This window comes from Serratia sp. CY55921, from assembly GCF_052167655.1.
Classification (GTDB): Bacteria; Pseudomonadota; Gammaproteobacteria; order Enterobacterales; family Enterobacteriaceae; genus Serratia; species Serratia ureilytica.
The window spans coordinates 422501-436284 of sequence record NZ_JBJNMU010000002.1; the positions used below are offsets into that span (position 1 = coordinate 422501).

Genomic DNA, 13784 nt, shown 5'->3' on the forward strand with positions numbered 1-13784 from the left:
TTGAGCGAAATAGAAATATAACAATTAAAATTGGATAAGCAATGTTCTATCCCGGCAAATATCACTTTTGGCTAAATAGTCGAAGGGTTATTTTTTAGGGATGATAAGGTTGAAAGAATTAGGAATAGCCTTATCAAAAAGAGAACATAACACTGCAACACAAACAGGCGTGATTGAAGGCGTGCGTGATTGTCGGCGGGCCAGACCGAATTTCAAGAAGGGGTTGCTGCGTGTCGTTAGCGAGGAGAGTTTATGCGCGGCCGAAACCCGATTGCCGGGTTGTGGTCGCTTTGCGTTATCCCCGCCGGCCGCGGGAATAACGCAATAACCCATTGGATTAATTATCTTTTGACGTCACCGGGAAAGGCATCAATGCCTCCCCTTACGCCCGCCGCTTCCTGAACATCCCGCGCAGCGCCACGCTGTTGCGCAAGAAGGCCACGCCGAAGCCCAGCAGGGTGTAGACCACGCCGAGTATCAGCATCATCACCACGTCGCCCCACACTTCATTCAGCGACAGCCCCATCTGGTTGACGCCGGCGATCGCCTTGGTGCCCCAGGTGGAGGGAATGCTGTACGAGATGGCGCGCACCCAGGCCGGCATCGACTGCAGCGGCCAGATGGTGCCGGACAGGTAGAAGACCGGCGTAGTGATGAACGCCAGCGTCAGGTAGATCATCTCGACGCTGCGCAGGCACTCGGTCACCAGCTTGCCCAGCCCCAATACCGCCAGCAGGAACGGGAAGGTCAGCAGCAGCAGTTCGGCGATGTTCGCCGTCTGCCTATAGCCCAATACCCACGGCCACAGCACGAACAGCACGATCGACAGGAACAGCCAGATCGGCAGCAGCGCCGTCAGCCCGCCGAGGTGCGCCGCCAGCGGCGCTTTGCCGCCGGGCATGCTTTTCATGGCGATATTGACGCGGATACAGGCGATCAGCAACGAGTGCTGCAACAGCATCACCAACAGCCCGGGGAAGATGATCGCCGCAAAGCTGATGCCGGGGTTGAACACGTCCAGCGTTTGTCCCAGTATCGGCGTCAGCAGTATCTGCGCCTGCCGTTCGCTGAAGCCGCTGCGCAGCAGCAGCCCGTTGTTGTACTCCGTCAGCAGTTGCTGATAGGCCGCCACCACGTCTTGTTGGATCTGGCCGTTGGCCAGGCGGTTGGTGGCGTCGCCGTAGACCGGCACCACGATGTTTTGCCCGCTGAGAATTTTCTTCTCCAGATCCACCGGCATGATGATCACCGCAAACAGCTTGCGCCAGCTGAGATCGCGCTGCGCCTGTTCCAGGCTGTCGTAGGTTTCAATCGCGATCTTGGAGGTGGCGTCCAGTTGGCGGATCAGCTGGCGGCTGGCGGTGCTGTGATCCTGATCGACCACCCCCACCGGCAGATCCCACACCGTGCGGTTGGCGTACACCAGGCTCATGATGCACAGCGACAGGATCAGCATCAGCCACACCGGCCGCTCCAGCATGCCGAGCAGCACCTTAACGAAGGTTTGCCAATAGAGCTTCATCCGGCGTTCCCCTCTTTTGCCAACCGCGCCGGCAGGCGATTGCGCACCAGCAGCGCGGCCACCAGCGGATAGACCGCCAGCAGCGCGCACACGCTGAAGATGGCGCTGGCGTGCACCTGCCGCAGGAACACGTCGAACATCGCGTACAGCGCGTGGGTCAGCGGTTCGATGTTGGAAATGATGCGCGCCGGCAGCGGCATCGACAGCTCAGGCACCGCCATGCCGGAGAAGGTCATCGCGATACTGACCAAAATACCGATCAGGCTGTAGGCGGTGATGGTGCTGCCGGTAAAGGTGTACAGCAGCAGGCCGATACTCTGCGCCGCCATCACGTAGAACAGGCCAATCATCAGCATAAACAGCGGGTTGCCGCTGACGCGGGCGTCAAAGATGCCCACCAGCGCCGCGATCTCGACCATCAGCAGGGTGGTGAAACACAGCGTGTACGGCGCCAGCTTGCCGAGTAGCGCCAGGCTGAACGGCTTGGCCTGCAGCAGCGACTTGCTGCGCGCCAGCACGTAGATCATGCAGGTCACCGCGAACAGCTGCAGCAGATGGATGGTGGCGGCGAACTGCTGGTAATAGATATAGCTGCCGCTGGCGTTGAACAGGCTGCCGTAGGAGAGCGTCACGTCCGCCAACGGCGGCAGCGTCTTGCCCATCTCGGTGGCGATGATGCTGCGGGTGCTGGCGTTGATTTCGTTCATCAGGCCGCCAAAGTCCTGGGTGGAGTACAGCCCGGCGCCGTAGAACAACGCATTGTAGTACATCACCACGCTCGGCTGTTTGCCCGACAGCGCGTTGGCCTCAAGGTCCGGCGGGATATACAGCAACGCGTAATCCTGCGCGCTGCGCAGGCGGCTCAGCGACTCCGGCAACCCACCGCCGTAAGCCTCGACGTGGGCGTGCGAACCGGCGTCCAGCCGCCGCGTCAGCGATTTGGACAGCGGGCTGTGATCGCTGTCCACCACCGAGACCGGCAGATCGAGCAGCGTGCCTTCGGAGAAGTTGCTGCTGATCAGCGCAAACAGGATCAGCGGAAAGATCCAGCTCAGCCAGTGCACCACCGGGCTGCGAAAGGCGACGCGACACTCTTTGTCGAACGCGTGACTGAAGCAGCGCCAGCCGGCCCTTACTCTTTCCATTGCCATAAGGTGCTCATCCCCGGACGCAGGCCGTCCACCGGCTGTGACGGATACAGGCGCACTTCGAAGGTTTTCAGGTCGAAGTCGCCGGTGGCGCGGGTGGCGCGTTTGGTGGCGTAATCCCCCAGCGGCGCAATGTAGCGCACCTCGGTGTCGATCATTTTGTCCTTCAGCGCCGGCACCCGCAGCTTGACCTTGTCGCCTTTGCGCACGTGGGCCAGGATGTCTTCACGCAGGTTAAACACGAAGTAGGCGTCCGGCACCCGGATCAACGTCACCAGCGGGCTGCCGGCGTTCAGCAATTCGCCCACCTCGGCCGGGATCGGCCCCACTTCGCCGTCTACCGGCGCTTTCACCTGCAGATCGTCGCTCTGCGCCTGGATCTGCAGCAGGTTCTCTTCCGCCGCCCGCAGCGCCGCCGCATATTGCTGCCGCTGCTCAACGCGGTCGCCGTTGATGCCTTCATCCAGATTGGCCTTGGCGGCCTGCACCTGTTGGAAGGCGGTGTCGCGCGACCGGCGCGAAGCGTCCAGCTCGGACTTCGAGATATAGCCCTTGCCGGCCACGCTCAGGTTCCGGTTGTAGTCGTTTTGCGCATTGCGGTACTGCGCCTCGGCCTGCGCCAGGTTGGCGCGCAGGTTGCGGATGCTCTCTTCACGGGTGCCGTGCAGCGACAGCTCGAGCTGTGCCTTGGCCTCGTCGCGCGTCGCCTGTGCGGAACGCAGTTGCGCCATCAGTTCGGGGCTATCAAGTTGAATGATCAGTTGGCCGCTTTTCACGTCGTCGCCGCGTTCGATCAGGCGTTCAACGACCCGGCCTTTCGCCTTGGATGCGACGATCACTTCGGGGGCATCCACTTCACCCTGCAGCAACAGATCCTGATTGTGCGCGCGGAACAGGATCGCCAATGCGATCGCCGCCAACATCAGCAACAGGGTAAACAGCGTCTTTTTTTTCATTATGTCAGCTCCCGGAACGGTAAGCGGCGGGCGGGGATAATCATTTCCATGTCTCAAATTGCTCCAAAAAACACCATTGCACTCATGAGGATATCACAAGCACATATCTCCTCTTTTATAACTATAAATTGGATTATGCTTTTAACACTAAAAAGCATCTTTTTTTCGGCCTTTTAGTATGCAGACTCCTGCAATCGCCCTTTAAGCGATCCACTCTCTGATGGACGATGTCATGACTGAACACACTGCCGTACCGCTTTCGGTACTGGATTTATCGCCAATCCCGCAAGGGGCCAAGGCGCGCGACGCTTTCCACTGTTCGCTGGATTTGGCGCAGCACGCCGAAGGCTGGGGCTACCAGCGCTACTGGCTGGCCGAGCACCACAACATGACCGGCATCGGCAGCGCCGCCACCTCGGTGCTGCTGGGCTATCTGGCCGCCGGCACCCAGAGCATTCGCCTCGGTTCCGGCGGCGTGATGCTGCCAAACCATGCGCCGCTGGTGATCGCCGAACAATTCGGCACGCTGGAGTCGCTCTACCCGGGGCGCATCGATTTGGGGTTGGGCCGCGCGCCCGGCACCGATCAGCGCACCATGATGGCGCTGCGCCGCCACCTGTCCAGCGACGTGGATACTTTCCCGCGCGACGTGCAGGAACTGCAAAACTACTTCTGCGACGCGCAGCCCGGGCAACCGGTGCAGGCGGTGCCGGGCCAGGGGCTGCATGTGCCGCTCTGGCTGCTCGGTTCCAGCCTCTACAGCGCACAGCTGGCGGCGCAGCTTGGCCTGCCGTTCGCCTTCGCTTCACACTTCGCCCCGGATATGCTGTTCCAGGCGCTGCAGCTGTACCGCGAGAACTTCAAACCGTCCAAACAGCTGGCGCAGCCACACGCCATGGTGTGCGTCAACGTGATCGCCGCCGACAGCGACCGCGATGCGCGCTTCCTGTTCAGCTCGATGCAGCAGCAGTTCATCAATCTGCGTCGCGGTTCGCCCGGCCCGCTGCCGCCGCCGGTGGATAACATTCACGCGTTGTGGACCGCCGGCGAGCAATACGGCGTCGAGCAGGCGCTGCGGATGTCGATCGTCGGCGATGAAAAAACGGTGCGCCACGGGCTGCAAACGCTGCTGCGTGAAACCGATGCCGACGAGATCATGGTCAACGGCCAGATTTTCGATCATCAGGCGCGGCTGCGTTCGTTCGAGATCGTCGCTGGCGTGAAGGGCGACATCGTGAAGGGCTAAAAAGCGAAGAGGCGGTGGGATCCCCACCGCCTTGGCGTTAACGCTGGATCAGGTAGCGAATGGTCGGCCCGTCCTGCTGGATATCCAGCACCTTGTAGCCGTGGTTGCGCGCATCGAGCGGGATGTTGTTGATCGACTGCGGGCAATCGCTGATCACCTCCAGGATCTCCCCCGGTTTCAGCTGCGGCATCGCCTCCAGCGTCGCCACCGCCGGGTATGGGCAAGGCTCGCCCAGCATGTCCAGCCGGTAGTCCGGCACTATCGTTGTCGCTTTCATGGCATGCTCCTCAAATTCACCACCTGCGCCTCAGGCCGGGCGCGGAAAAAGCGTTTCTCCCACCACAGCATGGCGGCGAAGGCCAGCGCCAGCAGCAGGTAAGTCACCAGCAGGCCGCCGATCGGGCCGAAGGTATCGAGCAGGTTGATCTTGTCGTAGTCGGTCGCCAGCGCCGGCGCCAGGTCGTCCCAGTAATAGGCCAGCAGCGTAGCGCCGATGATGTTGCCCAGCCCCACCCACCAGTAGTGCACCTGCCCTTCCACGGCGCGGTACATCCAACCGGTCTCGCAGCCGCCGGCCAGCACGATGCCGAAGCCGAACAGCAAACCGCCCAGCACCGCATTCGGGCCGGCCCACATGATCTTCGGCGCCACGCCGAGCTGCACATAGCTGAAGATGCCGATGGCGCTCACCGCCATGCCGATGATGATGGCTTTCGCCATGTGGGTGCGGCCGGTGATCCACAGATCGCGGAACGCCGAAGTGAAGCAGATCTGCGCGCGCTCGATCAGCAGGCCAAAGCCGATGCCGAACAGCATGGCGATGCCGAGCTTCGGCGCATCGAACAGTGTCCACAGCGACCAGGCCACCGCCAGGCCGAAGACGGCCATGCCCAGCCGGAAGCGGCGGCGCGCCTGCTCAGGCTTCTGCGTCAGCGGCGCGGCGGCCTTCACCTTTTGCAATTTGACCGGGATGCGGAACATCGGCAGCAGCGTGAATTTGGCGCCGAAGTAAGAGCCGGCGGCGGTCGCCAGCGCGAAAAACCAGGCGTGCAACGAGAACTGAGGAATGCCGGTGAAGAAGGCCGCCAGGTTGCACCCCATCGCCAGGCGCGCGCCGAAACCGGCGATGATGCCGCCCAGCAGCGCCTGGACGATGCGAATGCGATGCTGCGGTTGACGCAGCTTGATGTTGTTGGCCCACAACGCGGCGGCGATGCAGCCGGCGAACATGCCGATGATCATGCGCCCGTCGATGCGCTCCAGCGGCGTGCCCTGCAAACCGATCACCTTGAAATAGCCCCACTGCTCAGGGTGCAGACCGAACCACTGCAGCACATGGCCGCCCCAGCGCGTGAATTCGCCGGTCACTGCCCAGAAGGTGCCGGTCATGCCGAAGTAGTAGGTAGAGAGGATCCCGGCGGCGATCACCGCCGGCAGCGGTGCCCAAAAGCGCACCAGGTATTGAGATTTGAACTGCTGCCAACTCATGGCATCTCCCGTGCATATCATCCGTAAGAAAAAACCTTATGAATGATACGCCATTCAGGGGCGTTTGACGGCAATTTTCAGGCATAAAAAAACCAGCCCGCAGGCTGGTTTTTCAGAGCGCTCACCGCGAACGGTGAATCGGCGATTACGCGTCGCCGAAACGACGACGTGGTGCCGCCGGGGCGCCGTCATCACGGCGTGGCGCCGGCTTGCCGTCACGGTTGTAGTTACCGCCACGACGCTCGCCGCCGTTACCGCCTTCACGACGTTCGCCGAAGGAACGACGTGGGCCGCCTTCGCGACGTTCGCCGTTGAACGGACGACCGTTGCCGCGACGCTCGCCGCCGTTGCCGCCGTCACGACGCTCGCGACGTTCGAACGGCTGCGCATCGCCCAGCAGCTGCATGTTCATCGGCTTGTTCAGGATGCGAGTGCGAGTGAAGTGATTCAGGATCTCGCCCGGCATGCCTTTTGGCAGCTCGATGGTGGAGTGGGAAGCGAACAGCTTGATGTTGCCGATGTAACGGCTGCTGATGTCGCCTTCGTTAGCGATAGCGCCAACGATATGACGGACTTCTACGCCATCGTCACGGCCCACTTCGATGCGGTACAGCTGCATTTCGCCAACGTCACGACGTTCGCGACGCGGACGATCGCCGTCACGGCTGTCGCGGCTGTCACGACGGTCGCCGCGGCGATCGTCACGGTCGTTGAACTCACGACGCTGACGCGGCTTGAAGACCGGATCCGGTGGCAGGATCAGCGGACGTTCGCCCTGAGCCATTTTCAGCAGCGCTGCGGCCAGGGTTTCCATATCCAGCTCTTCTTCCGGCTGCAGTTTGGTCAGCAGCGCGCGGTACAGATCCAGATCGCTGCTTTCCAGCTGCTGCTGAACTTTCGCGGCGAACTTGGCCAGACGACGCTCGCCCAGCAGTTCTGCGTTCGGCAGCTCCACTTCCGGGATGGTCAGCTTCATGGTGCGTTCGATGTTGCGCAGCAGGCGGCGTTCGCGGTTTTCCACGAACAGCAGCGCGCGGCCGGCGCGGCCCGCACGACCGGTACGGCCGATACGGTGAACGTAAGACTCGGAGTCCATCGGGATGTCATAGTTGACAACCAGGCTGATGCGCTCAACGTCCAGGCCACGGGCCGCAACGTCGGTGGCGATCAGGATATCCAGACGACCGTCTTTCAGGCGCTCCAGGGTCTGCTCACGCAGCGCCTGGTTCATGTCGCCGTTCAGCGCGGCGCTGCTGTAACCGCTGCGCTCCAGCGCTTCGGCCACTTCCAGGGTCGCGTTCTTGGTACGAACGAAGATGATCGCCGCGTCAAAGTCTTCGGCTTCCAGGAAACGCACCAGCGCTTCGTTTTTACGCATGCCGTAGACCGACCAGTAGCTCTGGCTGATGTCCGGACGGGTGGTGACGCTGGACTGGATGCGCACTTCCTGCGGCTCTTTCATGAAGCGGCGGGTAATGCGACGGATCGCTTCCGGCATGGTGGCGGAGAACAGCGCGGTCTGATGTTCAGCCGGGATCTCAGCCATGATGGTTTCTACGTCTTCGATAAAGCCCATGCGCAGCATTTCGTCGGCTTCATCCAGCACCAGACCGCTCAGGTTGGAGAGGTTCAGGGTGCCGCGCTTCAGGTGGTCCAGCAGGCGGCCTGGGGTACCCACAACGATTTGCGGGCCCTGGCGCAGAGCGCGCAGCTGCACGTCGTAACGCTGGCCGCCGTACAGGGCTACCACGTTAACGCCGTTCATGTGTTTGGAGAAATCGGTCATCGCTTCAGCAACCTGAACCGCCAGTTCGCGGGTCGGTGCCAGCACCAGGATCTGAGGTGCTTTCAGGTCTGCCTGCAGGTTGTGCAGCAGCGGCAGCGAGAACGCTGCAGTTTTACCACTACCGGTCTGTGCCATGCCCAGCACGTCGCGGCCGTTCAACAGGTGAGGAATACACTCAGCCTGGATCGGAGATGGTTTTTCATAGCCCAGATCGTTCAGGGCGGAAATGATTGGAGCAGACAGCCCCAGATCAGCAAAAGAGGTTTCAAACTCAGTCGTCATGTACACGTGCCTCATTAATAATGGCAGCCAGTCTACATAACTCGTCGAGAAAATTTTCAGTCATTTTCATTGAAAAGTGTGAACCGGCTCAAATTAGATTATAAAACGAACAAAAAAGCCCTCGCCCGTTAAGGCGATAACTTTGGTTAAAAACCAATGTTCATCAGGCTGATAGGTGTTCGTCAGCTATTGCTGGTCCGATTCCGATAGGTCGTCTTGCTCTTGGCCCAAAAGCGCCAATTCCAACAATGCATAGCGGTGCTCAACGAAGTTGTGAACGTTGTTAGACACCGTCAGTTTGAACAGCGCCGAAGCGGTGTCCTTGTCCCCCAGACTCAGGTAGTGTTTACCCAAATAGAAGTCAGTTTCACTGAGATGCTCAGCGAGCGAAGTGTTATCCGTTGCATCTGCCTTGAGGCGTTCCATCAGCGTTTTTTCGCTGATCTTGCCCAGGTAGAATTCGACAATATTCCATCCCCATTGCCCTCTGTCCGCTTTGTCATAGCGCTGCTGAAGCGCTACCTCGGCCTTCTTGGGATCGATTTCTCGCTCCACCAGATACAGCCATAACGAACGGAAGGGATCGTTTGGGTCGTCTTGATAAAACGCCTGCAGATCATCCTGCGCCAACGGGAAGCGGCCGCCATAATACAGTGCGATGCCCCGGTTTAAACGCGCGTAATTGTAAGTTGGATCAAGCTCTAGTACAGAATCAAACGCTTCATAGGCAGCATCAAAATTGCCTGCCTGCGTTAAGTAAATGCCCAGGTAGTTGAAAACTTCCGGCATGTCGGGACGTATCGCCAGCGCCTGCGAGAAATCATTGCGCGCTAATGCACGTAACCCGAGGCTATCATACAGCACACCGCGCTCATATAAAAGCTGTGCGCGTTCGTCATCCGTCAGTGCCCGGCTGGCAAGAATTTGTTCCATGCGCGCCAGGATCACTTCCTGCTGCAACGTAGGCTGCAACGGGATTGCCAAAACTTCGTCTTTACGCCAATCATGGTTGCTGCATCCTGCCAGCATGAGTGCTGTCGCAACGTAACACCAGCGCAAGAAAGGCTTCATTTCCCACTCCCGAAGACAAACATTGGATGAACGTCCTGTCCTCCGTTTGCTAAAACGCGGGCATCCTACCCGCGCGATACGAACAGCTCCCAACCCCGTGGCGGGGAGCTGTAAAACTATCTATACAGTTATTCTGCTTCAGGCGCAGGTGAACCTGCTTCCGGCGCCATCGCTTCTTTGATGCTCAGACGCACGCGGCCCTGACGGTCAACTTCCAGTACCTTAACCGGCACTTCCTGACCCATCTGCAGATAGTCGGTCACTTTCTCAACGCGCTTGTCGGCGATCTGAGAAATGTGCACCAGGCCTTCTTTACCACCGCCGATAGCGACGAATGCGCCGAAATCAACGATACGGGTCACTTTACCCTGGTAGATACGGCCCACTTCGATCTCTGCCGTGATCTCTTCGATGCGACGGATAGCGAATTTCGCTTTCTCACCGTCGGTCGCAGCGATTTTAACTGTACCATCATCTTCAATTTCGATGGTAGTGCCAGTCTCTTCGGTCAGCGCGCGGATAACGGAACCGCCCTTACCGATCACGTCTTTGATTTTATCCGGGTTGATGCGGATAGTATGAATACGCGGTGCGAATTCGGAGATATCGCCGCGCGGAGTGCTGATAGCCTGTTCCATTACGCCCAGGATGTGCAGACGCGCGCCCTTGGCCTGGTTCAGAGCCACCTGCATGATTTCGCGGGTGATGCCTTCGATTTTGATGTCCATCTGCAGCGCGGTGATACCGTCGCGGCTACCGGCCACTTTGAAGTCCATGTCGCCCAGGTGATCTTCGTCACCCAGAATGTCGGACAGAACCACATAGTTGTCGGCTTCTTTCACCAGGCCCATCGCGATACCCGCAACGGCAGCCTTGATTGGCACGCCGGCGTCCATCAGCGCCAGAGACGCGCCGCACACGGAAGCCATGGAAGAAGAACCGTTGGATTCGGTGATTTCAGACACCACGCGAACCGTGTACGGGAAATCTTCCGGTTTAGGCATCATAGCCAATACGCCGCGTTTCGCCAGGCGACCGTGACCGATTTCACGACGCTTAGGAGAACCGACCATGCCGGTTTCGCCTACGGAGTACGGAGGGAAGTTGTAGTGGAACAGGAAGCTGTCGGTCTTCTCGCCCATCAGCTCGTCCAGGTTCTGTGCGTCGCGCGCGGTGCCCAGGGTCGCGGTAACCAGCGCCTGAGTTTCGCCACGGGTGAACAGCGCGGAACCGTGGGTGCGCGGCAGTACGCCGGTGCGCACATCCAGGCCACGGATCATGTCTTTTTCACGGCCGTCGATACGCGGCTCGCCACGCAGTACACGGCTGCGCACCACGTTCTTCTCGACGGTGCCCAGGATGTCCTGGATTTCGCCGGCGTCCAGCGTTTCGTCCTGCGCCAGCAGGGTTTCAACCACGCTGTCTTTGATCGCGTCAACCTGAGCGTAACGCTCTTGTTTTTCGGTAATGTGGTAAGCGTCGCCCAGGCGAGCTTCGGCCAGTTCAGCCACGCGCGCGTGCAGCGCTTCGTTGACCGCAGGCGCCTGCCAATCCCACTTCGGCTTGCCGGCTTCGGCAACCAGCGCGTTGATGTTTTCGATAACCACTTGCTGCTGGTCGTGGCCGAACACCACGGCGCCCAGCATCTGATCTTCGCTCAGCACGTCAGCTTCGGATTCCACCATCAGCACCGCGCCGGCGGTACCGGCAACCACCAGATCCAGACGGCTTTCTTTCAGCTCGTCGGTCGTTGGGTTCAGTACGTACTGATCGTTGATGTAACCTACGCGCGCGGCGCCGATTGGGCCGTTGAACGGAATACCGGACAGGCTCAGGGCGGCAGAGGCGCCGATCATCGCAACGATGTCCGGGTTCACCTGCGGGTTAACGGAAACCACGGTCGCGATCACCTGAACTTCGTTCAGGAAGCTGTCCGGGAACAGTGGACGGATCGGGCGGTCGATCAGACGGGAAGTCAGGGTCTCGCCTTCGCTCGGACGGCCTTCGCGGCGGAAGAAGCTGCCCGGGATACGGCCGGCGGCGTAGGTACGCTCTTGGTAGTTCACCGTCAGCGGGAAGAAGCTCTGGCCCGGCTTGGCTTTTTTCTGGCCAACGACGGTAACGAATACGGCGGTGTCATCCATGCTCACCATAACGGCGGCGGTGGCCTGACGCGCCATCATACCGGTTTCGATGGTGACGGTATGCTGGCCATACTGGAATTTGCGAATGATCGGTGTCAGCAAAATTATATCCTTGATTAACGGCGCGCAATCGCATTGACGACTCGACACGCCTGTGACTCGATTTGCCTTCTCACTACATCCTCGCGACTAATGACAATCCTTATCTCAGGCGGGAGATAAAGCCTCTCATTAGCCGCGCGAACCTCTGTAACGGAAGAACCTGTTTGGAAACATCAGTAATACATTAACCTGATTTGCTTATGCTTCCTAGAAGAAAGGGGCCAAAATAGGCCCCTTTCCACTGAAACTTGCTAGATTAGCGACGCAGACCCAGACGCTCGATCAGGCTGGTGTAACGTGCTACATCTTTACGCTTCAGGTAGTCCAGCAGCTTACGACGCTGAGAAACCATACGCAGCAGACCACGACGGCTGTGGTGATCTTTTTTGTGCTCGGAGAAGTGGCCTTGCAGATGGTTGATCTGCGCAGTCAGCAGGGCAACCTGAACTTCGGTAGAACCGCTGTCGTTAGTACCACGACCGAAATCAGCTACGATTTGAGCTTTAGCTTCAACACTTAGAGACATTGTAATACTCCAGATTATAGATAATAAAAACAGGCGCCGATCTCTAATTCAGCAACCCAATGCATAAGCTGCGCCATTCTACTCTTAGCGCAGTGCGATCGCAAGGCGACGCAGTGCCCCGCCGTCAGTCGAAATGCTCGACCACCAGGCGGCGCGGCGCCACGCGACCATCCTCGGCGATGCCGCCAACGCCGATGAATTTTCGCTCTTCACCCTCGGTGATGCGCACCAGGCCGGATGCCGGCGCGCCGGCCACTTGCACCGGTTGCCCCTGCTTGACGTAACCCGCCACCACCGGCAGCAAATTCACTTCCGGATAGTTCTCAACCGGGCTGTCCATCGGCATCAGCAGCGGATCGAGCAGCTCGCCGGGCGCGATCGCTTGTTCCTGCGCCTGCGCCACCAAGGCGTTCAGCTGTTCCAGCGTCACCATGCGCGCGATGGGATAAGTCGCCACCTGCAGGCGGCGCAGATAGATCACGTGCGCGCCGCAGCCCAGCAGCTCGCCGAGATCGTCAGTGATGGTGCGGATGTAGGTGCCTTTCGAGCAGTGAATCTCCAGCTCGAGTTCATCCCCTTCCCAGCGGATAAACTGCAGCTCGTACACCGTAATGCTGCGCGCTTCGCGCGGCACTTCGATGCCCTGGCGCGCATACTCGTAGAGTTTCTTGCCCTGGTATTTCAGAGCCGAATACATCGACGGCACCTGCTGGATGTCGCCGCGGAAGGTGTCCAGCGCCGCGTCGAGCTGCGCCTGGGTGAAGTTCACCGGGCGTTCCTGCACGATCTGCCCGTCGGCGTCGGAGGTATCGGTACGCTGCCCCAGCTTGGCGATCACCCGATAGCGCTTGTCGGAATCGAGCAGGTATTGCGAAAACTTGGTCGCTTCGCCCAGGCAGATAGGCAACATGCCGGTCGCCAACGGATCGAGCGCGCCGGTATGGCCCGCTCGGTTGGCGTTGTACAGACGTTTTACTTTTTGCAGCGCATCGTTGGACGACAATCCCTGCGGCTTGTCCAGCAACAGAACGCCGTGGATGTCACGGCCGCGGCGACGAGGGCGACTCATTAATCCTCCTTGTCATCGCCTGAGGCGGAACGGCGCTCTGCGTCGTTCTTCACCACGTTGGTCACCAGGTTGGACATGCGCATGCCTTCCACCAGGGAGTTGTCGTAAGCGAAGGTCAGCTCCGGCACCACGCGCAGGCGCATCGCTTTGCCCAGCAGGGTGCGGATATAGCCGGAAGCGTCCTGCAACGCTTTGATGCCGTTGGTGACCAGATCCGGATCGTGGTTCTCGGTCAGCACGTTCAGGAAGGTGACGTAAACCTTGGCATACGCCAGGTCGCGGGACACTTCCACGCCGGAAACGGTCGCCATGCCGACGCGCGGATCTTTCACTTCACGCTGCAGAATGATCGCAATCTCTTTCTGCATCTCTTGCGCCACGCGTTGACCGCGGCTGAATTCTTTTGCCATTTTGGATTCTCCAGACAAATCGGGGGGCACAAAG

13 protein-coding genes are annotated in these 13784 nt (G+C 59.6%); 1 reads left to right on the plus strand and 12 read right to left on the minus strand.

Annotated elements, in window-relative coordinates; all coding sequences use genetic code 11:
- Positions 1–382: 382 nt before the first annotated feature.
- From ACJ8M3_RS15805 to ACJ8M3_RS15815, 3 genes are read right to left on the minus strand one after another with little or no spacing between them, the layout of a single operon-like run.
- On the minus strand, positions 383–1522 hold the full coding sequence (locus tag ACJ8M3_RS15805; RefSeq protein WP_016929316.1) for an ABC transporter permease: 1140 nt from the start codon (positions 1520–1522) through the stop codon (positions 383–385).
- Positions 1519–2673 carry an ABC transporter permease gene (locus ACJ8M3_RS15810; protein ID WP_028127576.1) on the minus strand — a complete coding sequence of 385 codons (1155 nt, stop codon included), beginning with the start codon at positions 2671–2673 and terminating at the stop codon, positions 1519–1521. Before ACJ8M3_RS15810 ends, ACJ8M3_RS15805 begins: the two co-directional genes overlap by 4 nt.
- A complete protein-coding gene (locus tag ACJ8M3_RS15815; RefSeq protein WP_033638900.1) occupies positions 2655–3626 on the minus strand; it encodes an HlyD family secretion protein in 972 nt (323 codons plus the stop codon). Before ACJ8M3_RS15815 ends, ACJ8M3_RS15810 begins: the two co-directional genes overlap by 19 nt.
- 232 nt (positions 3627–3858) lie before the next feature.
- Between ACJ8M3_RS15815 and ACJ8M3_RS15820 the strand changes: the two genes are divergently transcribed.
- Complete coding sequence (locus ACJ8M3_RS15820) at positions 3859–4872, plus strand: luciferase-like monooxygenase (protein WP_033644180.1); 1014 nt, start codon at positions 3859–3861, stop codon at positions 4870–4872.
- Between the two features lie 37 nt (positions 4873–4909).
- Here the strand turns inward: ACJ8M3_RS15820 and yedF are convergent, their stop codons facing one another.
- From yedF to rbfA, 9 genes are all read right to left on the minus strand, one after another.
- Positions 4910–5149 (minus strand): sulfurtransferase-like selenium metabolism protein YedF, encoded by a 240-nt coding sequence (gene yedF, locus ACJ8M3_RS15825; protein ID WP_033641662.1) that lies wholly within the window; start codon positions 5147–5149, stop codon positions 4910–4912.
- Positions 5146–6360, minus strand: a complete 1215-nt coding sequence (gene yedE / locus ACJ8M3_RS15830) for a selenium metabolism membrane protein YedE/FdhT (RefSeq protein WP_016929320.1) — start codon at positions 6358–6360, stop codon at positions 5146–5148. Before yedE ends, yedF begins: the two co-directional genes overlap by 4 nt.
- A 145-nt stretch (positions 6361–6505) precedes the next feature.
- Complete coding sequence (locus ACJ8M3_RS15835) at positions 6506–8428, minus strand: DEAD/DEAH family ATP-dependent RNA helicase (protein ID WP_033641661.1); 1923 nt, start codon at positions 8426–8428, stop codon at positions 6506–6508.
- Complete coding sequence (yrbN, locus tag ACJ8M3_RS15840) at positions 8418–8498, minus strand: protein YrbN (protein WP_099032700.1); 81 nt, start codon at positions 8496–8498, stop codon at positions 8418–8420. Before yrbN ends, ACJ8M3_RS15835 begins: the two co-directional genes overlap by 11 nt.
- A 116-nt stretch (positions 8499–8614) precedes the next feature.
- Positions 8615–9499, minus strand: a complete 885-nt coding sequence (gene nlpI, locus ACJ8M3_RS15845) for a lipoprotein NlpI (RefSeq protein WP_004933495.1) — start codon at positions 9497–9499, stop codon at positions 8615–8617.
- A 128-nt stretch (positions 9500–9627) separates the two neighbouring features.
- Positions 9628–11745, minus strand: coding sequence for a polyribonucleotide nucleotidyltransferase (gene pnp / locus ACJ8M3_RS15850; RefSeq protein WP_016929321.1), 2118 nt, complete (start codon positions 11743–11745; stop codon positions 9628–9630).
- 256 nt (positions 11746–12001) lie between these two features.
- Positions 12002–12271 (minus strand): 30S ribosomal protein S15, encoded by a 270-nt coding sequence (gene rpsO / locus ACJ8M3_RS15855; protein WP_004933502.1) that lies wholly within the window; start codon positions 12269–12271, stop codon positions 12002–12004.
- A 124-nt stretch (positions 12272–12395) separates the two neighbouring features.
- Positions 12396–13340, minus strand: coding sequence for a tRNA pseudouridine(55) synthase TruB (gene truB / locus ACJ8M3_RS15860; RefSeq protein WP_089197614.1), 945 nt, complete (start codon positions 13338–13340; stop codon positions 12396–12398).
- Positions 13340–13750 (minus strand): 30S ribosome-binding factor RbfA, encoded by a 411-nt coding sequence (gene rbfA / locus ACJ8M3_RS15865; protein ID WP_004933508.1) that lies wholly within the window; start codon positions 13748–13750, stop codon positions 13340–13342. The genes truB and rbfA overlap by 1 nt, the downstream gene beginning before the upstream one ends.
- Positions 13751–13784: the final 34 nt, after the last annotated feature.